Source organism: Pseudomonas atagonensis (assembly GCF_011369485.1).
GTDB lineage: Bacteria > Pseudomonadota > Gammaproteobacteria > Pseudomonadales > Pseudomonadaceae > Aquipseudomonas > Aquipseudomonas atagonensis.
Map to the genome: position 1 here is coordinate 226,295 of NZ_VXCA01000012.1, position 23,135 is coordinate 249,429.

Consider the following 23,135-nt stretch of genomic DNA (forward strand, 5'->3'; position numbering starts at 1 on the left):
CTTATTCTTCGGTCAGCGCAGAGCCGGCGCGGTCGAGCAGCGGTTTGAACAGATAGTTGAGGAGTGAACGTTCGCCGGTGCGCACGAACATTTCTGCCGGCATGCCGGGCTTGATCACCAGACCGTTGAGTTTCTCCATGGCCTGATCGCTGACGCTGCTGCGCAACACGTAGTACGGCACGCCGGTTTTTTCATCGACCATCTGGTCGGCGGAAATCAGGCTGACTTCACCGGGCACACGCGGGGTCTTGCTCTGGTTGAACGCGGTAAACAGGATGTCCACCGGCAGGTGCGGGCCGACCTTGTCGATCAGGTTGATCGGCAGGTGCCCTTCGACTTCCAGCGTGGTGCCTTGCGGAACGATCTCCAGCAGCGTTTCGCCCTGGCGCACCACGGCGCCTTCGGTGTGCACGCCGAGGTTGACCGCCACGCCATCGGCGGTGGCCATAATCTCGCTGTGTTGCAGGTCGAAACCGGCGGAGGTCAGTTGCTCGGACAGGGTGACGCTTTTCAGCTGCGCGTCGGCCAGTTGCGTGCGGACTTCCTTCTGATATTCCTCGCCGTGCTGTTGCAGCTTCAGGCGCGACTCAAGAATGCCCTGCTCCACTCGACCGCTTTCACCGGTGTTTTCCGCCAGCTGCTGCTGCACTTGCGAGAGTTGCCGCTGATACTCCATCAAGCGGTTGCGCGGGATGTAGCCGTTGTCGGCCAACGGTTGCAGGTTGCTCAACTGTTGCTGCAGCGAGTCCGCCTGGGCATTGAGGTCGGTCCGCGCACGGCGCATGCCGGCCAGTTGCGCGGTGGCGCCTTCGATGCTAGCGCGCAACCCGGCCTGCTCGCGGTAATACGCTTCGCGGCGGCTGCTGAACAACTGCCGCTGACCTTCCAGCACCAGCGCCAGACGCGGATCCGGGTCATTGCTCAACTCGGCGGGAAAGGTCACTTGCTTGAGATTGTCACGCTCGGCCTGCCAGCGCGCCAGGCTCGCCCACGCCATGCGGTACTGCGCTTGCAGCGACTGCACATCGGCGGCAACTTGCGTTTGATCGAGTCGGAACAGTGGCTGCCCCTGCTTCACGATCTCGCCTTCGCGCACCAGAATCCGGCTGACCACGCCGCTGCTCATTGACTGCACAGCCTTGCGTTTGCCCGAGACCACCACGGTACCCTGCACCGGAATGCCCTGATCGAGTGGCGCCAACGCCGCCCAGGTGAAGAAACTGCCGGCGCCGACAATCGCCAGAATCCAGCCCATGCGGGCGAAGAATTTCGCGTCGCGCTCCGGGCGTTCAGTGACGTAGGCGTGTTCCATGCTGGCTTCGTTTTCAGTGTTCATGCTTGCGCTGCTCATACACCCGAATTCCTTGTCGAGGGCTGGTACTGCCGGCTCATGCTGAGCCCGCCCGGTGCTTGTGCAGGTTTCTCGCGTTGCTGCTCATTGGCGGCGCCGGACAGCGCCTTGAGTACGTCCTGACTGGCGCCGAAGGCTTGCAGACGACCGTCGTTGAGCACCAGCAATTTATCGGCCTGGGCCAGTACCGAAGAACGGTGCGTCACCAGTACCACGGTGGTGCCTTGCGCCTTGAGTTGCGCGATAGCGCTGGCCAGTGCCGCTTCGCCGACGGTGTCGAGGTTGGAGTTCGGCTCATCCAGCACCACCAGACTCGGCGTGCCGTACATGGCGCGCGCCAGTGCCACGCGTTGCTTCTGACCGCCGGACAAACCGCTGCCGTCCTCGCCCAGTTGCGTGTCGTAACCTTGCGGCAGGCGCAGGATCATTTCGTGCACGCCGGCCTGTTGCGCGGCGGCCACGACTTTCTGCGGATCGGCCTCGCTGAAGCGGGCGATGTTCTCGGCGATGCTGCCGCTGAACAGCTCGATGTCTTGCGGCAGATAGCCGATGTACGGGCCGAGCTGATCGCGATTCCAGCGGTGAATGTCGGCGCCATCCAGACGCACGGTTCCACCAAGAGTCGGCCACACGCCAACCAGCACCCGAGCCAGGGTCGACTTGCCGGAACCGGAAGCCCCGAGCACGCCCAGCACTTCACCGGCACCCAGGCTGAAATTGACCATGTGCAAGGTCGCCGCGCGTTGCCCCGGAGGGCCGGCGCTGACCTGTTCAAAAGTTATCTGGCCTTTCGGCGCCGGCAGCGCCATGGCGTCATCGCTCGGCGGGAAGGCTTGCAGCAGCGCGTCGAGACGACGGTAAGCGAGTTTCGCCCCGCTCCACTGTTTCCACACGGCAATCAATTGGTCGATCGGGCTCAACACGCGGCCCATCAGGATTGAACCGGCGATCATCATCCCTGCCGTCATGTCGCCCTTGATCACCAGTAGCGCACCGAGGCCCAGCACCAGCGATTGCAGGCACAGGCGCAGGGTTTTACTCAGGGAACTGATGACCGCGCCGGTGTCGCTGGCCTGATTCTGCAGACCGAGAAAACGCGAATGCACCTGGAACCAGCGCTTGCGCAGCGAGCCGAGCATGCCCATCGCCTGAATGGTTTCGGCGTTGTGCAGATGACTGGTGGCCAACTGACTGGATTTTTGCGAAAAACCGGCGGCTTCACCCAACGGCTTTTTGGTCATGTATTCGTTGAGGCAGGCCAGCGCAATCAACAACAACGCACCTGCGGTAGCGAGCACGCCGAGCCAGACGTTGAACAGGTAGATCACGAACAGATACACCGGGAACCACGGCGCATCGAAAAACGCGAACAGCGCAGGCCCGGTGACGAATTGGCGAATGTGGGTCAGGTCGCCGAGGGATTGCCCGGCGTTGCCTTCGCCCTTGAACAGGTTGCGCTCGAACGCCGCCTGATACACCCGCAGGTTGAAACGCCGCTCCAGTTGGCTGCCGATGCGGATGACGATGAAGCTGCGTACCACTTCCAGCAAGCCGATGAAGGCAAAGAAGCCAACGACCATCAGCGACAGCATCGCCAATGTGGTTTCGTTCTGCGATGACAGTACCCGGTCGTAGACTTGCAACATATAAATCGACGGCACCAGCATCAGCACGTTTATCAGTGCGGTAAAACATCCGACGCTGATCAGAATGCTTTTATAGTCACCCAAAGCCTTGAATAAGGGCGCCGTGGCTGGAGCCTTCGCCATCTTCATTGATTCTTCCTGAAATGATTGAACCCGTCCTGATAGGGACGAGCGCTCAATTGTTATTTCGCTTACCTGCGAGAGATGACTTGCAAGTACCCGCTTACACTTTCACAACAACTTCTTCGAAGACTTATAACTGTCGGGCACTTGTTTATATCGCTTCGTTGATTACCAGCAGCGTTATTGCTCGATACGCTTGAGTGTCACGATCAGACCTGACGTCAAAGTGCTTGAATAAAGTCCGTCGTTTTGTCGGCCGAAGAACTTGACTCTTGAGCCTTCCTTGCCGGTGATGGACAGACCGTCCGGATCCGGGAACCAGCCGATGGCGTTTTCTTGCAGCCAGGCGCTCAGGCAATCGGCGCCCTGGCCCAACGTCTGGTTTGGCTCAAGGTCGATTACGCAGGTGTTAGAGGGTTTGTCTTGCAGCGCCTGCGCTTCGGGTGCGTCATGGGCGGCGGTCAGCGTCGCCTGCCAGCGCCCGGCGAATACCGATGGATCTTCGAGTCTGAGGCTGCTTGCCATGGTTGTTTCTCCAGAAATCATCATCAGCATCGGCGTGAGACAGACGACTGCCATGCGGGAAAAAGGGTTTCGAATCATAGGAAATTTCACTCCGGCGTGTAGCCTTGCGCACGTAGCGAGACGAAGCAAGCGAAGAAAGCGGCGCATGCGCGCCGCTTTCCTGTTTCACATCACGCCACGATGTCGCTGGTAGCTGCCTGGCCAACGGTGCTGACCTGGAAGTCCGCCACGCCGTGCCCGGAGAAGTCCACCGAGAGCAAGCTGTTGCCGCCCGACGAAGTCAGAATCGCATCGCCGGCTGCACCAGTGAAGCTGCTGACGAAGTGCAGGCCGGCGCCGTTGGTGATACCGGTCAGATCGATTTTGTCCAGACCGCTGACGAAATCGAGGATCTGATCGATCGCACCCGGCTTGGAGTCGGAACTGGCTGCGAACACAAACGTGTCCGAACCGGCGCCGCCCCACAGTTTGTCGGCACCGCCAGCCCCGTAGAGGATGTCGTTACCGGCACCGCCCTTCAGTTCGTTGGCCACGCTGTTGCCGATCAACAGGTCGTTGCCCGAACCGCCGATGGCGTTCTCGATGATCGCGCCCTTGGCGATGGACACGTTGCCCACCAGGCCGCCAACGTCGGAGAACGAGGCGTCATTGAGGTTGATCTTCTGGTTCTGGGTGAAACCGGAGAAGTCCAGGGTGTCCTTGCCGCCCGCATCCCACACCGAGAACACCACTTTGTCACTCGACGACGATGCGCTGAGGAAATCGCGGCCAGTGTTGGAGTTGAAGCCATAGGTGGTGTCACCCGTGCGGGTGGTGGTGTTGGCACCGTAGAGCTTCTGGATTGCGGCAATGTCATCCATCAGCGGGCCGGAGGAATACGCTTCCACGCCGCCCTTGCTGAAATTCTGGTTGGTGTTGCTCTCGCTCCAGTAACTCATGACGCTGTAACCGCGGGTGTCTTGCCCGTAGGTCGCGTCATTGTAGGTCGGGTTGCCATTGCCGGCGTTGTAGTCTCCAGGGTGAGCAAGGCCCAGGGTATGGCCGATTTCGTGAGTCAGGGTCTGACGACCGTAGTTGTTCAGATCCGGCGTCTTGTTCTGCGTGTAGCCACTGTTGATCAGGTACCACGAGGTGCCGTCGTAACCGGCGCCAGTGCCTGGCAGATAGGCAAATGCGGCTGCACCGTCCTGGCCGCCGCTGTAGTTGCCGAACGTCATGTGACCGTCACCGCCGGAGGCTTTTTCGGTAAAGGTCACGTTGGCCACGTCTGCCCAGGATTGCATGGCGAGCTTGGCCTGGGCTTGTTGTTGCGCACTGAACTGACTGAACCCACTGATTCCGTGCTTGTTCATCGTGCTGGACGATGCCGACGTCAGGAACGTGTAAGTGAGTTCGATCTTGCCGCTGCCGTCCTTGTCCTGGTAGGCAGCGCCGTCGCGCAGCAACTGGGTTGCGGCTTGATCGACGGAGTAAGAGGGTTTGCCATTAACCGTGAGGTTGCCGCCACGATCATACTGGTGGCTGAAGCTATTGATCTGGTTCCAGGCAGAGCTGGTTGCGGCCAGAGGTTGCGCTGCCGACAGCAGAAAAGCCTGTTCGGCGGTATCAATAGCATTAGCTTTAACTTTCGACATAAACACACTTCCTTGTTTAGCAATGGAACAGTTTTTGTCCGATAGCGACAACCCCTGGCGAGATTGTCCTATCACTCGCCCAATGAAGGCGTAAGAAACCTGACACAATTTGAAATCTGACGTAAAGCATTTTTTTGAGATCAAATTGAACTGTTTGGTGAAACTGCCGTAAACAAAGCGCGCGGGGTCGAAAGATTGTTTTGCGCAAACAGCATTCGTCTAATTGTCTGACGATTTTCTATTTAAATATTAAATATCGGTAAGTTGTTTTTTGTTAGATGCGTCGCACTTTTCTGCACTTTATTAGTGCGGTGCCAGTGTATTGATATCAACTTCTCAAACTCACTGAATAACCCATGCGGGAGCGGGCTTGCTCGCGAAAGCGGAGTATCAGTCAACCTCTATGTTGACTGAACAGACGCCTTCGCGAGCAAGCCCGCTCCCACAGGGTTCTATGTCTAATCCTGGGTATTAGCTACCCGTGCGAATCTTGTTCCACACCCGCGTGCGGATGCGGTCGATGTTCAACGGCATCGCTTCCAGTGCGAACAGCTTGCCCATCATCTCCGGGCTCGGATAAACCTTGGTGTCGTTCTTGATCGCCGGGTCGATCAGGCTGTCGGCCTGTTCGTTGCCGTTGGCGTAGTGCACGTAGTTACTGATGCCGGCCATCACGTCCGGGCGCAGCAGGTAGTTCATGAACGCGTACCCGGCCTTCTCGTCCGGAGCGTCGGCCGGCATGGCGACCATGTCGAACCAGATCGCCGCGCCTTCCTTGGGAATCGCGTAACCGATATCGACGCCGTTCTTCGCTTCTTTGGCGCGGTTTTCGGCTTGCAGGATGTCGCCGGAAAAGCCGACGGCCACGCAGATGTCACCGTTGGCCAGGTCGCTGGTGTACTTCGAAGAATGGAAGTAGCTGACGTACGGCCGTACTTTCATCAGCAGTGCTTCGGCCTTCTTGTAGTCCTCGGGATTTTTACTGTGGTGCGGCAACCCCAGGTAGTTGAGCGCCGCCGGCAACAGTTCCGGGCCGTTATCGAGGATTGCCACGCCGCACTTCTGCAGCTTTTGCATGTTCTCGGGCTTGAAGATCAAGTCCCAGGAATCCACTGGCGCGTTGTCGCCCAACACCGCTTTGACCTTGGCGATGTTGTAACCGATGCCGGTGCTGCCCCACAGGTAAGGGAAGCCGTGTTCATTGCCCGGATCGTTGGTCTGCAAAGCCTTGAGCAAGACTGGATTGAGGTTTTTCCAGTTCGGCAACTGGCTCTTGTCGAGCTTCTTCAGCGCCCCGCCCTGGATTTGCCGGGCCATGAAGTGGTTGGAGGGAAACACCACGTCGTAGCCGGATTTGCCGGTCATCAACTTGCCATCGAGGGTTTCGTTGCTGTCGTAGACGTCGTAGGTGACGCCGATGCCGGTGTCTTTTTCAAAGTTTTTGGTGGTGTCCGGCGCAATGTAGTCGGACCAGTTGTAAACCTTGACCGTTTCCGCTGCCTGAGCAAGGGAAACGGCAAGCATCAGCGGTGCCAGAGCGAGGGTCTTGCGGATCATGGATCGATTCCTGTGTGGGTTTTCTTTTTTGTTGGCAGGCAATCAAAGGGATCAAACAATCAGAAAATCAGCACGTAACTCTTGCGCACGGTTTCCTGGATATCCCAGACACCGAGCGTGTTGGCCGGCAACATCAGTGCGTCGCCACCTTGTATGTGCAGGGTTTCGCCACCGCCGTCCGGGGTGAACGTGCAGCGCCCGGAAATGAAATGGCAAAACTCCTGCGCGGTGATTTGCCGGCGCCAGCGACCGGGGGTGCACTCCCAAACGCCGGTTTCGACGCCGTCGTCGCGCTCGACGCTGGTGGTCGAGGCGATGGCCACGGGTTCACCGAGCGGCACGGCGACCGGATTGGATTCATCGAGTTGCAATGTCGCGGTGTTCTTGAATTGCGTAATGCTCATGGTCGGACCTGTCTTTTCAGTAAACGGCGTTTAGTGCATGAAACCTTCCATGAAGCCGGCCACCTGGCTGGCGAGCTTGCGCCGCCAGGGCGCCGTGGCCGGATTGGCCAGGGTCTGGTCTTCATGGACAAAGCTTTTGATGATCGCGTTGTAACCGAGCCAGCGGCACGGCTCCGGCTCCCAGGCACGCAACGCGTGAATGCCGCCGTCGGGCAACACCCAGGGTTGTTTGACCAGCTCGGTGTCTCGCTCAAGAATCAGATCGGCCAGCGTGCGGCCGCCGAGGTTGCTCGCGCCGACACCCTCCCCGCCATAACCGCCGGACAGCGCGATGCCGTTGGCGCGGTCGCACAGCATGTGCGGCTTGAAATGCCGGGACATGCCGAGGTTGCCGCCCCAGGCGTGGGTGATCTGGACGTTCTTCAGTTGGGGGAACAATTCGCCGAACAAATAACGGCGCAGCTCGACTTCATCGCGGGTCAGGTCGAAGTTGTGGCGCAGCTTGCCGGCGAACTGATAGCCGCCACGGGCGCCGAAGATCAAACGGTTGTCGGCGCTGCGCTGGCCATAGGTGACCTGGCGACTGAACTCGCTGAAGGCCTGTCCGCGATTGAGGCCGATTTCATCCCACGTTGCCGCCGATAACGGTTCGGTGGCAACGATCAGGCTTTGCACCGGCAATTGATAACGCCCCAGCGGTGGCAATGTCACCGAATAGCCTTCAACCGCCGGCACGATCCAGCGGCTGCGCACGCTGGCCCGGGCGGTGCGCAGGCTGCCCGACTGCCAATGGGTCACCGGGCTGTTTTCGTAAATCTTCACCCCCATGCCCTGCACTGTACGGGCCAGGCCGCGCACCAGCTTGGCCGGGTGAATGGTCGCGACGTGCGGCGCATAAATGCCGCCGTAAGGTTTCGCCACACGAATCTGTTGTGCCAGTTGCTCGGGGCTGAGCCAGCGATAATCGTCGTCGGTCAGGCCCTGAGCGTGCAGTTTGGCGAGGTATTCACGCAGGCTGGCTTCTTGCTCCGGGTAACGGGCGGCGCAATACAGCACACCGCCCTTGCGGTAATCGCAGTCGATACCTTCACGTTCGAGCACCACTTCCACTTCATCGGGAATGCTGTGCAGCAGGTCAAAGGACGCGCGGCGCTGCTCCGGCGACAAACCGGCGAGCAAGCGGTCTTCGCCAAGCAAATTGCCCATCAGCCAGCCGCCATTGCGCCCCGACGCGCCGAACCCGGCGGTTTGTGCCTCGATGATGGCGATGTCGAGCCCGGGTGCGAGTTTTTTCAGGTAATACGCGGTCCAGAGCCCGGTATAGCCGGCGCCGATGATTGCCACATCGACATCCAGATCCTGTTCCAACGCGGCGCGCGCGGTCAGCGGCTCATCGAGTTGATCCATCCACAAACTGATAGTGCGCCACGCCGGCATGCAAGACTCCGCCACTGAAAACCTTCGATGGCGTCGATCCTAGTGCGCGACTTCAGGGGATGTCTTGCGCGCGTGCACGCAAAGAAATTTGTTTGGCGTAAGCCTTGGGCGACTGGCCGGTGTGCTGGCGGAAACAGCTGTAAAACGCCGACAGCGAATTGAATCCGGCAGCAAAGGCCAATTCATCGATGCGCAGCGGCGGCGTGGCGTCATCCAGTGACTTGAGCAAATGCTGCAGACGCGCCTGATTGACGTAACGATAGAAGCTTTGCCCCAGCACCTGGTTCAGCAAATAGGAAATTTGATTGCGGCTGTAACCGCACTCCTTGGCCACTCGCTGCAGATCAAGCTCCGGATCGAGATACGGTTGCTGGCGCTCGAAGTATTGCTGCAGGTCTTCGGCCATGAAGCTCAACTGACGGGGCGACAGCCCGAGTCGGCTGACCGCCGGGCGCTGACTGGCTTTCTGGTTGTCGCCACTTTGCGCGCGAACCAGAGAGGCGTACTCGTTGACTCGCCAGATCAGCCCGTCCTTGACGGTGATCGCCTCGCTGGAGCGGAACGACACCAGACCGTCACCGCCGCGCAGCGTCACTTCGTACTGGATGAACGCGGTGTTGCCGTCGACGCGGATGCGATCGCAGTGCTCCAGCGCTTCGTCGGATTCTCGCGGCATGCTAACGCGCACGTATTCGCGCAACTCGTCGAGGCCGAGCACGCGGTTCTGGAAGAAATCGTTGTACTGAATGTCCGGGTGATACAGCGCCATGACGCGGTCCAGGTCGCGGTGTTTCCAGCTCAGGTGATAACGCATGACCGTGGCGGCCGTGGCCTCGGTCTGTTGCGGGCCGTCGTCGTCGGCGTGCATAAATGACTCGGTGAAAAAGAACCGAGCTTGCCCAACTTCGGCCCGAGCGGCAACGGCTAATCCGTGATGGCCCTTTGGCGATGATTGCGCCGCGCGTGACTTACATCAAAAAATGCGAATCCATCGCAAAAAGAACTGAAAAATCTCACAGGAAATTCACATCAGGATGCTACTTTTAATGTCAGTCACTGGTTGAGCCAATGAAGGCTCTTCCCACCTAACGTGAGCAAAAGGAAGCGCTCGATGAAGAAGGCGGGCAACACATGAATAAAGGTTCAAGCAAAGTCACGTTCCCCAATGCCTGCCAGCTGATGCGCTGGCATTTTCATCCCATGGGTTTCGAGGCCACGATGGACGCACCGGGCAGCATGATCGCCCGCCTGTTTGATCGCGCCAGCGGAGAAACCATGATCGCCATCGCCGGCATTCCCTGCGCGACGGTGATGAATGCCGCAGATGTCGAACGAATAATCGAAGCGGTCGAGGATGAACTGGAAGCTTTTGTACCTCCAGAGTCTCTCAAGAGCTATGCATAACCACATGATTTAAAAGTAAAAAGCCCGCTTTAAGCGGGCTTTTTTTGTGGGCACGGGATTCAGGCTTTTTGCTTGGCCGGGCGGTGATCGGCAAAGAAAGGTTTACCGGCCGGAATTCGCTCGGACGCACGCGGCATGTTCACCGCTTGCGCCTCCTGCGGCTCGACGTACCAGTAGCAATGGCTGACGGCCCGGGTGATGCCGACGTAGGCCAGGCGCAGGATTTCGTCCTTCTGGGCACTGTCGTAAGGCTCACTGTCACCGGACCTGCCCAATCCGGCCATGCGATAAACCTGATTTTTGTAGGGTGAGCTGGTCAGGTGCTGGCAATCGCCCAACAGGAACACCGCGTCAGCCTGCAGGCCTTTGGCACTGTGATAGGTCAATTGCTTCAGCCTGCGACTGGCATACGGCAAGCTCGAATCAACATTAACTACAGGCTGAATATGCTGCTCAATCAACAACTTATCGCTGCTTTTTCGATAAAGCATCAAGATTGAATGGCCTTGTCGGTAGTGCTCCGCCAGACGCTGACCGAGCGCCTGATCATCGCGCTCCAGCACATTTACCGGCTGCAGTGGTCTGGATTCACCGCTGGCCTTGGCCTTCTTGCCCGGGATTGCCGGAGCCGCGCGAACGATGTGTTCAGCGGCGTCGATGATGTGCTGGTGGCTGCGGTAATTGTCGCTGAGCATCACCCGCGTGGTGCTCGGTGACGGAAATTCCTTGTTGAACTCCATGAAGTAGCTCGGCGAACTGCCGCGCCAACCGTAGATCGATTGCCAGTCATCGCCAACGCACAACAGCGAAGAACGCTGCGCTCCACGACCGATATGCATGGCCGGCCCACGGCTGCGAATCTCGGCCAGGCTGGCGCGAATCCACGAGACGATCTGCGGCGATACGTCCTGAAACTCATCGATCATCAGGTGCGAAAGCGGCCTCAGCAGTTCATCGCTGAGCAATTTCAGGTTTTCCGGTGAATGTTCGCTGAACAGCGCAAACATGCGGTTGTAGCTCATGATCGGTGGTTTCTGATCGAGCAGATGATCCTCGAAGGCGCGCCAAAACAGGCTCAGCGCCTCAAAGAACAACCGATCCGGGTCGTCCTTGGCAAAACTCATGCGCCCGACAGCGTCCGGCACATCCAGCCCGAGATTTTCGATGAAGCCTGCCGCTGCCACGAAACAATCGAGCAAAGGTGCGGAAGCCAGCTCACCTTTAACCTTGTAATCGAAGCCCGGGCCGGCAGTCGCATCGCCCGCCAATGTCGCAAGCATTCGCTTTGAAGCCTCATAACTATCCAGCCATATCAATGGCTTACGACAGAAAGCTTGAAACAGGGTGCGCTTTACTGCCCATTCTGCACGCACCGTCAGCTTGGCGTTTGGCCGGCAGACCTGCGGGTTCTCCCTTGAATCGAACCCCAGAACGACCCAGGCATCGAGGCTGGGAATGTAACCGTGGCAATGGAATCTCGAGCCGTTTATTTCAAACGTCTGGCGATTGGACTCGATGCCTTTGATTGGCCAGGCACCGGCGCGGTACCACAGATCCTCGATCACATCGCACAGTTCTTCATCGCGCTTGGCCGCCAGTTCCGTCACGGCCATGCGTTTTTGCACGTCCGGATGATCGCGCTCCAGCTCCTTGAGCTGCAGGCCATGACGGGACAACGGCTGGATCAGTTCACGAAAACGTGGATTGTCGTTGAACAACCGGTGGTAACAGGCATTGAGTTGCTGGCGTTGAGCGTCGTTGATGCGCAGGTCAAACGGATTGCTGTCCACTTCCTCATCGACGCCTTGCGGGCGCAGGCTCAGGTTTTCGAACGCCTGCAAGCGTTCGAAGCCCGGCAGACTGCGCACCATCGGCAAAATGCGCGAATGGAAGGTGCGCACCAGGTCCCGTGCGGTTTTCTGCTCCAGGTTCTGCCCCCAGAGGCCGAACAGTTGGATCAGCTTATTGATGAAGTCCTTGCGCGATTCGCGGGTGAACGTCACGACCGTCATCGAGTTCAGTTCGAAGCCCAGGTAGTGAGTCAGCAGCAGAATACGCAACACGAGCGTGGTGGACTTGCCCGCACCGGCCCCGGCGACCACGGAAGTTGACGGCGTCTCGCTAAAAATCATCTTCCACTGTGCGGTGCTTGGCTGCGCATGGGCCGGCAGCAAGCGAGCGACATCGGCCTTCATGCGCTTCTTCAAGTCGGCTGTCAGCGGCAGCCGCCAGTCGTCAAACAAATGATTATCCACGCTGGGTGGACGGTGTTCGGTACTGCGGCTGTCGCGGATCAACAGCACTTGCCGACCTTCTTCCAGCCCTTCGAGCTTGCCTTCCTTGAAGCCATATTCAACGCCAGCGGTGTGCCCGCTGCGAAAGCCGTCAGCCTGCCCGTGCAACCAAGACGCACGGTGCTGTGCGCGCAGACGGGTCAGGCCATGGCCAAAAAAACGCGCGGCCAGGCGCTTGAACCACGGCATCTCGGCCAGGGGGCGAAGTTCGGGAGGAAGATCGGGGGTGTGTTGCGCCACGCTGACGGACTCCAGGGTGTGAGGCTGTTGCGGCTATGGTGTCTGCATTTGCGCTGGAGTTCTAGCGAAATGCTTACAGGTCATTGGTTTAGGCGATGAATTGAAGGTGAGATGAGACCGTTTCGAGCACTTTTCACATCAATGGATTCGATGAGAATGCAGCACTTTTTACGCTTTTTCTTGATTGTTGACTGATAGATGATGCTCGTCATCAACCAACGGTCTCGCTTCGTGGCTCTGGCGTTGCGCCCCATGACGAACCTTTTCAGGAGACGATCATGCTTGAACTCAGACCCTTCAGCACGCTGGGCGGTGCCCATCACGGCTGGCTGGATGCCCATCATCACTTTTCGTTCGCCGAGTATTACGACCCGCAACGCATGAACTGGGGCAACCTGCGCGTGTGGAACGATGACGTGATCGCTGCCGGCACGGGTTTTGCGCAACACCCGCACCGTGACATGGAGATCATCACTTACGTGCGTGAAGGTGCGATTACTCACCAGGACAACCTTGGTAACAAGGGCCGAACTGAAGCGGGTGACGTGCAGGTGATGAGCGCCGGCAGCGGCATCGCTCACAGTGAATACAACCTGGAAGCGACTGACACCAAGATCTTCCAGATCTGGATTCTGCCCACCGAAACCGGCGCACCGCCGTCGTGGGGTGCCAAGCCCTTCCCGAATGGCCAGCGCGAAGGGTTTGTAACGCTTGCCAGCGGCAAGGACGGTGATGATCAAAGTCTGCGGATTCGTGCGGATGCGCGGCTGGTTGCAGCCAATATCAAGGCTGGGGAAACAGCGGAATATCGCCTCGATGAAGGGCGTCGGGCGTATCTGGTGCCAGCGACCGGTGTGATTGAAGTCAACGGCTTGCGCGCCAATGCTCGAGACGGCGTCGCGGTGGCGCATGAGCACGTGCTGACAGTCACAGCGATTGAGGACAGTGAGATCGTGTTGGTCGATCTGGCGTAAATCGCGGACAAAAAAAGGGTGACCTTGGTGGTCACCCTTTTTTTGTGCTTGAAAATTTACAGCGATCAATTTTTCAAAGCAGCATCACTTGGTCGAAATCGCACCATCCACCAGGGTTTGCGCTTCGGCCACCAATTGTTTGAGGTGGTCGTCGCTGATGAAGCTTTCGGCGTAGATCTTGTAGATGTCTTCGGTGCCCGACGGACGCGCCGCGAACCAGCCGTTTTCGGTCATCACTTTCAAACCGCCAATGGCCTGGTCGTTGCCCGGCGCCTTGCTGAGAATGCTCTGGATCTTCTCGCCTGCCAGCTCGGTCGAGGTGACCTGCTCCGGCGACAGCTTGCTCAGCAGTGCTTTCTGCTCAGGGTTGGCCTTGGCATCGACACGTACCGAGAACGGCTCGCCCAGTTCATCGGTGAGTGCGCGGTAAGCCTGGCTCGGATCACGGCCGGTACGCGCAGTCATTTCCGCCGCCAGCAGCGCAGGGATCAGACCATCCTTGTCGGTGCTCCAGACGCCGCCGTCCTTGCGCAGGAACGATGCACCGGCGCTCTCCTCGCCACCAAAACCCAGCGAGCCGTCAAACAAGCCGTCCGCAAACCATTTGAAACCGACCGGCACTTCGTACAGGCGACGGTTGAGGCGCTTGGCCACGCGATCGATCAATCCGCTGCTGACCACGGTTTTACCCACGGCGGCATCGGCGCGCCATTGCGGGCGATTCTGGAACAGATAGTCAATGGCAACGGCCAGATAGTTGTTCGGTGCCAGCAGGCCGCCGGATGGCGTAACGATGCCATGACGGTCGTGGTCAGGATCGCAGGCGAACGCCACATCGAATCGCTCTTTCAGACCGATCAGCCCCTGCATTGCGTGGCTGGACGATGGGTCCATGCGGATCTGGCCATCCCAGTCGACAGTCATGAAACGGAACGTCGAATCGACTTGCTTGTTGACCACTTCCAGGTCCAGACGATAGTGCTCGGCAATTGCCGACCAGTAGCGCACGCCAGCGCCGCCCAACGGGTCAACGCCCAGACGCAGCTTGGCGCCACGAATGGCGTCAAAGTCGATCACGTTGATCAGGTCGGCAACATAAGTGTTGAGGTAGTCGTGGCGGTGAGTGGTACTCGCCTTCAGCGCCTGCTCGTAACTGACGCGCTTCACGCCCGCGAGTTTATTGGTCAGCAGTTCGTTGGCCTTGGCTTCGATCCACTTGGTGATGTGGGTGTCGGCCGGGCCGCCGTTGGTTGGGTTGTACTTGTAACCACCGCTTTGCGGTGGATTGTGCGACGGCGTGATGACGATACCGTCGGCCAGGCCAGAGGTGCGGCCACGGTTGTAGCAGAGAATTGCGTGGGACACCGCAGGCGTCGGCGTGTATTCGTCGCCCTCGGCAATCATCACGGTGACACCGTTGGCCGCCAGCACTTCCAGCGCGCTCGCGCCAGCCGGAGTCGACAATGCGTGGGTGTCGATGCCCACGAACAGCGGGCCGTTGATGCCCTGCTCTTCGCGGTACAGGCAGATGGCCTGACTGATTGCCAGCACGTGCCACTCGTTGAAACTCAAGTCGAAGGAGCTGCCACGGTGCCCGGAGGTGCCGAACGCCACTCGTTGAGTGGAAATCGAAGCGTCAGGCTGGCCGGTGTAATAAGCCGTTACCAGTCGCGGGATGTCGACCAACAACTCTGCCGGTGCCGGTTTGCCCGCAAAAGGACTGAGTGTCATGCAAAACCTCTGAAATAGAGTGGTTCGAGAATTACAGCGCAGTTTACTGGCAGTTCGACCACAACGCGACGGGATCGATCCGACACTCGTTAACAGACGGTGAACTAGTCGCCAGGCGCCAGGCGCAGCGCGTCGCCCAGCAGCCCGGCAACCGCTGCCAGCGTGTGAACGCCGTGCCCAACGGCACTCAAACGCAAGTGGTGCATATGCAGACCCTGCAAACTGAACAACTCTCCCGGGGCAATCACCACCTGCTGCTTGAGCAGATCACGAAACACCTGCCCCATATCGACTGCACGCAATGAGCGGATCCACACGGTGGCGCCGCCCTGCGGCTCGACAATCTGCACGGCGTCGCCCAGCCGTTGATTCAACAACTGCACCAAATGCGTCCGGCGCTCTTTGAGCAAGCGGCGCAAGACATGCAAATGCTGGTCGACCCTTCCGCTGGCGTATAACCGGGCGATGGCTCTCTGACGAATCGGCGACAGGCGGAACGAGCGCAATAAAAAGTGGCGTTGCAACTCATTGCGCAACTCTCTCGACAGCACAAATCCGTAGGGCGCTTCGGCACCGATAAACTTCTCGAACGTCGAAAACACCAGCAAGCGGTCATGATCGAGCAGGTCGCGCAGGCGCTGCCCGGCCACTCGTTCATCGAGTTCGCTGTAACAATCATTCTCCAATACCCAAGTACCGTGCCGGGCGAGCAGTTGGGCAATCGAATGAAGGTTAACCTGTGGAATCACGCTGCCCTGCGGCATGTTCAACGCGGAGGACAGCAGCACCAGCCGCACCGGTTCGGTTTCAAGCAGGGTTTCCAGTTGCAGTGGATCAAACACACCCTCTGCGCTCAGCGGGATCTCGAGAACCCGCACATCACTGGCTTGCAGCAGTTGCAGGATCACCCAGTCACAGGGCGACTCGACAAGAACCGTCGCGTGTCTGAGTTCGAGGACGCAAATCAACACCTCAAGTACACCGCGCAAGTCAGCGCCGATATAAACGTCGTCGGCGTGCCAACAATGCGCAGGCGATGTGGTGTAGCGAGCGGCCAGTGCCGTACGCAATTCCAGGTCACCGCAGGGTTGTGCCAGCGGTTGCGTCGGGCGCGGATACTGACGCAGCAGCACCCGTTCCAGCGTCAACAAGGGGCCTTCCAGTGGATGCAAAGACGCCGGCTCGTCAGCGCTCAGCACACACATGCCGGGGCGCCGGGCATTGATGTAAAGGGTCTCGAGTAGATCGTCACTGCCGCTGGGCAGTGTTGCGCGGGAGTCCAGCCGGGCGTAATACCCCGATTTCGCCACCGAGTAGACCCGCCCTTCTTTTTCCAGCAGCGAATAGGCGTACTGAATGGTTGAGATTGATACGCTCAGGCGCACGGACAGTTGTCGCAACGAGGGCAAACGCGCATCGGCATCACCTTCCGGCTCGTTGATCAACTGCTGCAAATAACGGTAAACCGCCTGATAGGCAAAATCGGATTCGCGCGCTGCCTTCATGTACGAAAACCCGTCCTGTACAGCCCCACGCTTGCAAGGAACACGCTCACGTTCAACCTTCCGCAGAGCGGTCGCACAACGTTCCTTCGTCTGCGCTTTCACTAGCCTCGACGTTCTCCTGAGTATTTTCGAGAGACGCGCAGACAGGCTCCATGGCGTACAACCGGCAGATCAGATTGATCGGCAATCCGCTGACGTCGATCATCCACTTCAATACCTGCTCAGGTGCGTGCAGCCCTTGCATGGCACGGTGCAGGTCTGGCAACGCCACCAGCATGCCGGGGTGGCACTGACGAAGAAAACGTTCGAGCCCTTCACCGCTCCTGGTAAACGGCGTGAACAGCAGACACACCAGTTGCATTTCGCCCAGACCAAAGGTTTTCTGCAGCCAGACGGCCGCCAGCTCGCGCTGCAGTTCACAGGCTTGCGCGCTGTCCAGTGCCGCTTCAAATTGCTGGCAGACCGGCTCGGGAACCAGGCTGCGACGCATGCTGATCAGCAGACCTTGAAGGCTTTGGGTGAAGCCATCGCGGTAATCACCGCCGGCAATGAATTGTTTCTGCAAGCCGTGAAGGTGCGCGGTAATCAGCGGATCGACATGCTCACTGCCCTCCTGATAACGCGCCGACTCGTCCAGCTGGAACCCGAGGAACTCGGTCAACAGCGGCCAGCGCTCCTCTAAATTGCCGACAAGCAGGTCGTTTATATCGACGTAACCGGTGCGTCTGCACGCTTCAAACTGGCCTTCCGGGCGCCAGAGTGTCTGTTCGCTGGCTGGATAAATTTCCCGATAATAGTTTCCGCCCAGACCGTCGAGAATGGCAAATAACGACTCGAACCCGGCGAAATTGGCTGGCAACGTGCCGATTCCGGCTTTTTGAACCGCACGATCCAGTCCTTCCAGAAACTGCTTCTGGCGGCGCACTGGCTCACTGCCGACCAATGCGTCCACGCCGTTGTTCCATCGGGCAATCTGGCCGTAAAACTCGGCCGTTGCCAGATACTCCTCATCCCACAGCTCCAGCGCTTCGTTGTGAGTGCGTCGGTGCCCAATCATCAGCAGACTGATCGGCGTGGTCGCACTGCCCTCTTCGCTGATTGGCAACTGATGGTCGAAAGGCATGACCTGTCGATGATCGACCATCAGCACCTCGACGCGCGGGTCGTCGTAGAGGAACAGCGCGCCGAAGCTGCGATGCATGCATTGCATCGCAGCAGCGCTGGTGCCATTGCGCCGCAATGTGGCAACGCGCAACTGGAAAGTGGCTGGAGACCGGGACGCCAGGCTCAACTGGGCGGCGCGCAGCAATGCCAGGTTGTAACAGCTGTCTCGCGTCCCTGACTGGATCACCAGAACCTTGAAGTCACTGATGCGATCGGATCCGCCCGCCGCCACGGTCAATCGCTGGATCAGCAATTGCAACGCTGTGCGTTCGGCACGGGAGAAATAACTCAGCAAGCGCTGCAGAACTTGCTGGTAGACATAATTCATTGCCTGATCGTGAATTGCGCTCATCGTGACATTACCCGATATAAAAGTGTTCGAACGCGCAGCTGCATTCGAGCCACACGACAATTGTTCGATAATTAATAGGTACTTGAATCCTAGCACTTACGCTTCAGTAGTTATTTGAAACACATGGGCCGGTTATTTTTGAAAGCAGACAAATATCTTTCGTAAGTCATTGCCAGTATTGAGTATTTTTCGAAGGAGAAAATTCCTAGGAAATTTCCGACAATACCTTGCACAGAATGAGTACAAGAAAAACAGAAGCAGTTTCGGAAGCGCCCTACAAGTCTTAAACAGAAAGCATCGTGGCAATCAGACACATATGCACGTGAACACGCAGGGCAATAAGAATGCACAGCCATAGCTCATTCCTTGAGATGAAAGTAGTCATTCAATTATCAGGGCTTACAGGGCGATTAGAAGATACAGATCGAGAGCAAAAACCGGTTCAGTTTTCGAACGGTTTCGGGCACAAGGGCTCCGGAAGGTCTCGTGTGTTGCGGAGGGGGGAAACAAAAGAGTCCGTGGGGTCACGGACTCTGATTGGCAGGATTACGCCGGTTCGACTTGAAGAGCGACTCGCTCGCGGCATGGGCATTCGTCCATGTAGCGGTGCGCTTCAACGAACTCGCTGAACGGGAAGACACGCGTCTTCAACGGCAGCAGCACACGGTCAGCGGTCAATTGGTTGATATCGCGCAGGGCACGTTGCAATGCGACGTGATCCTGGGTGATGCCCAGCTCCGGTTTGCCGGTGAAGTTACCGATGCAGTGCACAAAAAACTGAATGTTCTTCTGGAACGCCGCGCAAGCCGGAAACGGCGTCTGGTTGCCGCCCTGCAACCCGTACAACACCAGACTGCCGCGCGGTGCGAGCACATCGCCAAGCAGCGACATCTGCGGGCCACCGAGGCCGTCGAACACGACATCGACGCCACGGTTGTCAGTGATCTTGTTGATCCGCATCAGCAGATCTTCTTCCTCGGTGACGATGACTTTTTCGGCGCCCAGCGACAGCAGATACTCACGCTCTTCCGCCGTTTTGGTCGCGGCAATCACTCGCACGCCCAGCGCCTTGCCCAACTGGACGAAGGACGGCCCGGCGCAATGGCTGGCATCAGTGACCAACGCAAACTGCCCCGGCTTGACCCGTGCCAGATCGGCGTAGGCAAAATAGGCGATCAGCAGTGGCGTGTAATGCACGCTGGCTTCGATCGGGCTGAGCACACCGGGATAACGGGTCAGCGCCGTGCGTGGCAACACAATCTGCTCGCCATACACGGGGTAGTCGTTCGGACTCTCGGCCGGAAAACTGGCAACCTTGTCGCCGACCGACAGATCATCCACGCCGTCACCGACAGCGGTGACCACCCCGGCCATCTCGTGACCAAGGCCCGATGGCAGGCGGGCCTGGGACGACGCCAGGTTTTGACGCCAGAGAATGTCATACCAGCTGATGCCGATCGCTTCGACACGCACCTGCACTTCGCCAGGACCTGGCTGAGCGGCCGCATGCTCTTCGCATTTGAGCACCTCGGCCGGACCAAACTTGTGAAAACGGATCGTGCGGGACATCGCAAACCTCGTCAAAGTAACCTCTAATGCCCTGAACTCTATCTGGGCTTTTAACCCAAGACTATCAGTGGCTATTAATAGTCGACATGCCTGTCATTGATTCCACAGCAAGCGCGGCATCGGCAAAATCCATGAAAAAACTGCTGCCACCGTCTCAGTAAAGCTGAATTTTCCGGTGCAGAGTACCAGCCTTTCCCCGTAAGATTCATGCCGGCCATTGTTCTCATATGGCCGCCCTCGTCAAGCTTGATGACTCTGCCAGGACTCCAGATGAATCGTAATGACCTGCGTCGTGTCGACCTGAACCTGCTGATCGTGTTCGAAACATTGATGCACGAACGCAGCGTGACCCGGGCCGCCGAAAAGCTGTTTCTCGGCCAACCGGCCATCAGCGCGGCGCTTTCACGCCTGCGCAGCCTGTTCGATGACCCACTGTTTGTGCGCACCGGACGCAGCATGGAACCGTCCGCCCGCGCGGTGGAAATCTTCGCCCTGCTCTCGCCTGCCCTCGACTCGATTTCCACGGCGGTCAGCCGAGCGGCAGAATTCGACCCGGCGACCAGCACCTCGGTATTCCGCATCGGCCTGTCCGATGATGTTGAGTTCGCCCTGTTGCCGATGTTGCTCAAACGTCTGCGCGCCGAATCGCCGGGCATTGTTCTGGTGGTGCGTCGAGTCAACTACATATTGATGCCGAGCCTGCTTGCCTCCGGCGAAATCTCCATCGGTGTCAGCTACACCACCGACCTGCCGGCCAACGCCAAACGCAAAGTCTTGCGCCGCAGCCAGCCGAAACTGCTGCGTGCCGATACCGTGCCGGGGCCGTTGAGCCTGGACGACTACTGTGCCCGCCCCCATGCGCTGGTGTCGTTCGCCGGCGACCTCAGTGGTTTTATCGATGAAGAACTGGAGAAACTCGGGCGCAAACGGCATGTGGTGCTGGCCGTGCCGCAGTTCAACGGACTCAGTACGTTGCTGGCCGGGACCGACATCGTTGCGACCGTGCCGGATTACACGGCTGATGCGCTGACGGCTGCCGGAGGCGTACGGGCAGAAGATCCACCGCTGCCGACGCGCACGTTCGAGCTGCACATGGCGTGGCGTGGGTCGCAGGATAACGATCCGGGCGAGCGGTGGTTACGCTCGCGAATTCAGATGTTTTTCGGCGACCCGGACAGTCTGACGTAGTAGACGCTGCCAAAAACGCGTCATAGAGATAGTTGAACGCGGCAGTGGCTTGCGGCATTCTTCGCGGCGAAATTTCCAGGGACGGTAAAATTTTATGCGTGCTGCACGTATACAAGCACCGGTGCCCTTCGCTTTTTTCGAACACCATCAAGGTGATTGAAAGCGAACACGTGCAACCGTCGCAGTTGCCTGGCCTGAAATCTTGAAACGGAACTTCACATGAGCGGAAAACCTGCTGCACGCCTCACAGATCCCACTAGCTGCCCTCTTCCAGGACATGGAACAAATCCGATCGCCAGTGGCTCACCCAATGTCAACTTTGACGGCCTTGCTGCGGCCCGGATGACCGACAAGTCCGCATGCGGTAGCCCCATCACCGGAGGCGTCAGCGCAACAGTATTCATCAATGGCTTGAACGCTGCGACGTTAGACAGCACGGGCGGGCACGGCAATGTCGTTGTGGGGGGTTCCGGAACAGTCATCATCGGAGACACATTCGTCCCGGCACCTTTCAGCGGCTTGCTGCCGATGCCAGTGCACTTCAGCGACAAGATCAAATTGATCGACGAAAGCACCGGTGATCCCATGCCCAATCATGGCTACGCCATTCAACGTGCGGACGGCAGTTTCGAGTATGGAACCAGTGATGCGTCGGGATTCACACACGTTGTGAGTTCACACCTGGCAGAAACCATAAAACTGTTTTTGGAAGACTGACAACATGCCGGCAGAGCAAATCAAACTTCCCAACGGTAATACCGCAAGCCTGTCAGTCACACCGACGTTGACCGTCGTGAAGGATCAGACAGTAAAGACGGCACCTGTTCCAGCGAAGAAGGCGATCGTCTTTTTCATTGGTGGGGCGGCCGACCAGGAAAAATATTATTTCCAGGGCGCTTTCCACAATATCGATGACGCCCAAAAACTGCTCGACGCAAAAATCGCCGGCAACGCGAAGCTGAAGACGAAATATACCGGACTCCCCAAAAGCTATAAGGACGCAAGGGGTTCCGGCGACATTCAGACTCACTTCATTGAAAACATACCCAGTAAATCCTGCCCGGTTTATATCGTCGGCCATAGCCTCGGCGGGTGGAATGGCGCACATCTGTCACAGATCCTGTCCGAGGCCGGTTACACCATCAAGTTTCTGGTGACGCTCGATCCAGTGGGTGAAGGTTTTTTTGTATGGCTGGGTTCCGACATCTACTTTTCCGAACCAACGCCGGTTGCCGAAACATGGATCAACATCAGGGCGAACGCCAGCAAACCGGATAATTCTGATGGCGTCGCTGATTTCGGGGAGCGCTGGATCATCGAGGCAGGTCCGACCGTCAATAAAACCATTGATAGACACCATGCTTCGGCTGACTGGATGTTCATCGAGCCTGTTCAAGGGACCAAGTCCGCCTGCGATCTGATTTTTGACTCAATCAACGGTATCTTCGGCCAATGAACAGACCAGGCGTTGTCATTTATCTTGCAGTGCTTCTCTGTAGTGGCTGTGTAAAAACGGCCAGTATTCCACCGGCCGATCTCACGTTATCGTCCTTCGAACTGGGGGCCAGCAATCTGTTCACAGCGCACTTCAGCTCAACTGTGGATTTGCAGAACGCTTTCAATGATTACGAAAAAGCCAATCAACTCTCACCAACTCTGATTTGCTCTCTGAATCGAGACACGGAGTTCTCATCCGAGCATTCAATTGCCATAAAAGCTGAAGGACGAGTCCTCGCCAGCAGTCAAGCCAAACCCAATTACAAGTTTTCCTCGGAACTGATCTTTTACTACACCAATCCGAATGGAACGCAACGCGACTTGAATGACTATGAAGCCATCAAGCCGTTGCTCGAGTCGCAAACTTCAATCCCGTGCAAAGTTCGCATAACTGCCTATGGCTACGAAGCCTATTACTCGAATACGTTGGATATCCCGTCCAGGGTGATGATCGAGCAGATATTCAGATAGACGCCTTTCGCAGGTCAATTGCCGCCCCCGTTGCCAAGGTGGGGGCGGTATTTTTAATCTTCGCGTAAT

The 23,135-nt window shown here is 58.0% G+C and carries 19 protein-coding genes; 6 read left to right on the forward strand and 13 right to left on the reverse strand.

Annotation, left to right across the window (positions count from 1 at the left end):
* Position 1 precedes the first annotated feature (1 nt).
* The 8 genes from F2P67_RS09070 to F2P67_RS09105 all read right to left on the reverse strand — a co-directional run bounded on the left by F2P67_RS09070 (position 2) and on the right by F2P67_RS09105 (position 9,545).
* Positions 2-1,351 carry an HlyD family type I secretion periplasmic adaptor subunit gene (locus F2P67_RS09070; protein WP_166219583.1) on the reverse strand — a complete coding sequence of 450 codons (1,350 nt, stop codon included), beginning with the start codon at positions 1,349-1,351 and terminating at the stop codon, positions 2-4.
* On the reverse strand, positions 1,348-3,126 hold the full coding sequence (locus tag F2P67_RS09075) for a type I secretion system permease/ATPase (RefSeq protein ID WP_166219585.1): 1,779 nt from the start codon (positions 3,124-3,126) through the stop codon (positions 1,348-1,350). The genes F2P67_RS09070 and F2P67_RS09075 overlap by 4 nt, the downstream gene beginning before the upstream one ends.
* A gap of 174 nt (positions 3,127-3,300) precedes the next feature.
* Positions 3,301-3,723: an AprI/Inh family metalloprotease inhibitor gene (locus F2P67_RS09080; RefSeq protein WP_166219692.1), complete on the reverse strand. Its 423-nt coding sequence runs from the start codon at positions 3,721-3,723 to the stop codon at positions 3,301-3,303.
* A 92-nt stretch (positions 3,724-3,815) separates the two neighbouring features.
* The gene (locus tag F2P67_RS09085; protein WP_166219587.1) at positions 3,816-5,279 is read right to left on the reverse strand and encodes a serralysin family metalloprotease; all 1,464 of its coding nucleotides are present in this window, start codon (positions 5,277-5,279) and stop codon (positions 3,816-3,818) included.
* A gap of 471 nt (positions 5,280-5,750) precedes the next feature.
* Entirely contained in the window at positions 5,751-6,836 is a 1,086-nt protein-coding gene (locus tag F2P67_RS09090; protein ID WP_166219589.1) for a polyamine ABC transporter substrate-binding protein, read from the reverse strand.
* Between the two features lie 59 nt (positions 6,837-6,895).
* Positions 6,896-7,240 (reverse strand): cupin domain-containing protein, encoded by a 345-nt coding sequence (locus F2P67_RS09095; protein ID WP_034154173.1) that lies wholly within the window; start codon positions 7,238-7,240, stop codon positions 6,896-6,898.
* Between the two features lie 30 nt (positions 7,241-7,270).
* Positions 7,271-8,677: an NAD(P)/FAD-dependent oxidoreductase gene (locus F2P67_RS09100; RefSeq protein ID WP_166219592.1), complete on the reverse strand. Its 1,407-nt coding sequence runs from the start codon at positions 8,675-8,677 to the stop codon at positions 7,271-7,273.
* Positions 8,678-8,729: 52 nt separating this feature from the next.
* The gene (locus F2P67_RS09105) at positions 8,730-9,545 is read right to left on the reverse strand and encodes a helix-turn-helix domain-containing protein (RefSeq protein ID WP_166219594.1); all 816 of its coding nucleotides are present in this window, start codon (positions 9,543-9,545) and stop codon (positions 8,730-8,732) included.
* Between the two features lie 263 nt (positions 9,546-9,808).
* Between F2P67_RS09105 and F2P67_RS09110 the strand changes: the two genes are divergently transcribed.
* Entirely contained in the window at positions 9,809-10,081 is a 273-nt protein-coding gene (locus tag F2P67_RS09110; protein ID WP_166219596.1) for a DUF1652 domain-containing protein, read from the forward strand.
* 59 nt (positions 10,082-10,140) lie between these two features.
* Here the strand turns inward: F2P67_RS09110 and F2P67_RS09115 are convergent, their stop codons facing one another.
* Positions 10,141-12,615, reverse strand: coding sequence for a UvrD-helicase domain-containing protein (locus tag F2P67_RS09115; protein WP_166219598.1), 2,475 nt, complete (start codon positions 12,613-12,615; stop codon positions 10,141-10,143).
* A 278-nt stretch (positions 12,616-12,893) separates the two neighbouring features.
* On the opposite strand from F2P67_RS09115, the gene F2P67_RS09120 reads away from it, so the two are divergent.
* Positions 12,894-13,589, forward strand: a complete 696-nt coding sequence (locus F2P67_RS09120; protein WP_166219600.1) for a pirin family protein — start codon at positions 12,894-12,896, stop codon at positions 13,587-13,589.
* Positions 13,590-13,673: 84 nt separating this feature from the next.
* Here F2P67_RS09120 and pgm read toward each other — a convergent pair whose 3' ends face one another.
* From pgm to F2P67_RS09140, 4 genes are all read right to left on the reverse strand, one after another.
* Positions 13,674-15,320 carry a phosphoglucomutase (alpha-D-glucose-1,6-bisphosphate-dependent) gene (gene pgm / locus F2P67_RS09125; protein ID WP_166219602.1) on the reverse strand — a complete coding sequence of 549 codons (1,647 nt, stop codon included), beginning with the start codon at positions 15,318-15,320 and terminating at the stop codon, positions 13,674-13,676.
* Between the two features lie 104 nt (positions 15,321-15,424).
* Positions 15,425-16,825, reverse strand: a complete 1,401-nt coding sequence (locus F2P67_RS09130) for an aminotransferase-like domain-containing protein (RefSeq protein WP_166219604.1) — start codon at positions 16,823-16,825, stop codon at positions 15,425-15,427.
* 52 nt (positions 16,826-16,877) lie between these two features.
* On the reverse strand, positions 16,878-18,341 hold the full coding sequence (locus tag F2P67_RS09135) for a hypothetical protein (RefSeq protein ID WP_166219606.1): 1,464 nt from the start codon (positions 18,339-18,341) through the stop codon (positions 16,878-16,880).
* Between the two features lie 546 nt (positions 18,342-18,887).
* Positions 18,888-19,910, reverse strand: coding sequence for a zinc-dependent alcohol dehydrogenase family protein (locus F2P67_RS09140; protein ID WP_166219608.1), 1,023 nt, complete (start codon positions 19,908-19,910; stop codon positions 18,888-18,890).
* Between the two features lie 270 nt (positions 19,911-20,180).
* Between F2P67_RS09140 and F2P67_RS09145 the strand changes: the two genes are divergently transcribed.
* The 4 genes from F2P67_RS09145 to F2P67_RS09160 all read left to right on the forward strand — a co-directional run bounded on the left by F2P67_RS09145 (position 20,181) and on the right by F2P67_RS09160 (position 23,066).
* Positions 20,181-21,098: a LysR family transcriptional regulator gene (locus F2P67_RS09145; RefSeq protein WP_166219611.1), complete on the forward strand. Its 918-nt coding sequence runs from the start codon at positions 20,181-20,183 to the stop codon at positions 21,096-21,098.
* A 219-nt stretch (positions 21,099-21,317) separates the two neighbouring features.
* Positions 21,318-21,815, forward strand: a complete 498-nt coding sequence (locus F2P67_RS09150; RefSeq protein ID WP_166219613.1) for a PAAR domain-containing protein — start codon at positions 21,318-21,320, stop codon at positions 21,813-21,815.
* A gap of 4 nt (positions 21,816-21,819) precedes the next feature.
* Positions 21,820-22,554 carry an alpha/beta hydrolase gene (locus tag F2P67_RS09155; RefSeq protein ID WP_166219615.1) on the forward strand — a complete coding sequence of 245 codons (735 nt, stop codon included), beginning with the start codon at positions 21,820-21,822 and terminating at the stop codon, positions 22,552-22,554.
* Entirely contained in the window at positions 22,551-23,066 is a 516-nt protein-coding gene (locus F2P67_RS09160; RefSeq protein WP_166219617.1) for a hypothetical protein, read from the forward strand. Before F2P67_RS09155 ends, F2P67_RS09160 begins: the two co-directional genes overlap by 4 nt.
* The last annotated feature ends 69 nt before the right edge of the window (positions 23,067-23,135 follow it).

Excerpts from the sequence above, each read along its gene's own strand:
- F2P67_RS09070 (WP_166219583.1), bottom strand. The coding sequence starts at position 1,351 with ATGAGCAGCGCAAGCATGAACACTGAAAACGAAGCCAGCATGGAACAC.
- F2P67_RS09075 (WP_166219585.1), bottom strand. The coding sequence starts at position 3,126 with ATGAAGATGGCGAAGGCTCCAGCCACGGCGCCCTTATTCAAGGCTTTG.
- F2P67_RS09080 (WP_166219692.1), bottom strand. The coding sequence starts at position 3,723 with ATGATTCGAAACCCTTTTTCCCGCATGGCAGTCGTCTGTCTCACGCCG.
- F2P67_RS09085 (WP_166219587.1), bottom strand. The coding sequence starts at position 5,279 with ATGTCGAAAGTTAAAGCTAATGCTATTGATACCGCCGAACAGGCTTTT.
- F2P67_RS09090 (WP_166219589.1), bottom strand. The coding sequence starts at position 6,836 with ATGATCCGCAAGACCCTCGCTCTGGCACCGCTGATGCTTGCCGTTTCC.
- F2P67_RS09095 (WP_034154173.1), bottom strand. The coding sequence starts at position 7,240 with ATGAGCATTACGCAATTCAAGAACACCGCGACATTGCAACTCGATGAA.
- F2P67_RS09100 (WP_166219592.1), bottom strand. The coding sequence starts at position 8,677 with ATGCCGGCGTGGCGCACTATCAGTTTGTGGATGGATCAACTCGATGAG.
- F2P67_RS09105 (WP_166219594.1), bottom strand. The coding sequence starts at position 9,545 with ATGCACGCCGACGACGACGGCCCGCAACAGACCGAGGCCACGGCCGCC.
- F2P67_RS09110 (WP_166219596.1), top strand. The coding sequence starts at position 9,809 with ATGAATAAAGGTTCAAGCAAAGTCACGTTCCCCAATGCCTGCCAGCTG.
- F2P67_RS09120 (WP_166219600.1), top strand. The coding sequence starts at position 12,894 with ATGCTTGAACTCAGACCCTTCAGCACGCTGGGCGGTGCCCATCACGGC.
- pgm (WP_166219602.1), bottom strand. The coding sequence starts at position 15,320 with ATGACACTCAGTCCTTTTGCGGGCAAACCGGCACCGGCAGAGTTGTTG.
- F2P67_RS09130 (WP_166219604.1), bottom strand. The coding sequence starts at position 16,825 with ATGAAGGCAGCGCGCGAATCCGATTTTGCCTATCAGGCGGTTTACCGT.
- F2P67_RS09135 (WP_166219606.1), bottom strand. The coding sequence starts at position 18,341 with ATGAGCGCAATTCACGATCAGGCAATGAATTATGTCTACCAGCAAGTT.
- F2P67_RS09140 (WP_166219608.1), bottom strand. The coding sequence starts at position 19,910 with ATGTCCCGCACGATCCGTTTTCACAAGTTTGGTCCGGCCGAGGTGCTC.
- F2P67_RS09145 (WP_166219611.1), top strand. The coding sequence starts at position 20,181 with ATGAATCGTAATGACCTGCGTCGTGTCGACCTGAACCTGCTGATCGTG.
- F2P67_RS09150 (WP_166219613.1), top strand. The coding sequence starts at position 21,318 with ATGAGCGGAAAACCTGCTGCACGCCTCACAGATCCCACTAGCTGCCCT.
- F2P67_RS09155 (WP_166219615.1), top strand. The coding sequence starts at position 21,820 with ATGCCGGCAGAGCAAATCAAACTTCCCAACGGTAATACCGCAAGCCTG.
- F2P67_RS09160 (WP_166219617.1), top strand. The coding sequence starts at position 22,551 with ATGAACAGACCAGGCGTTGTCATTTATCTTGCAGTGCTTCTCTGTAGT.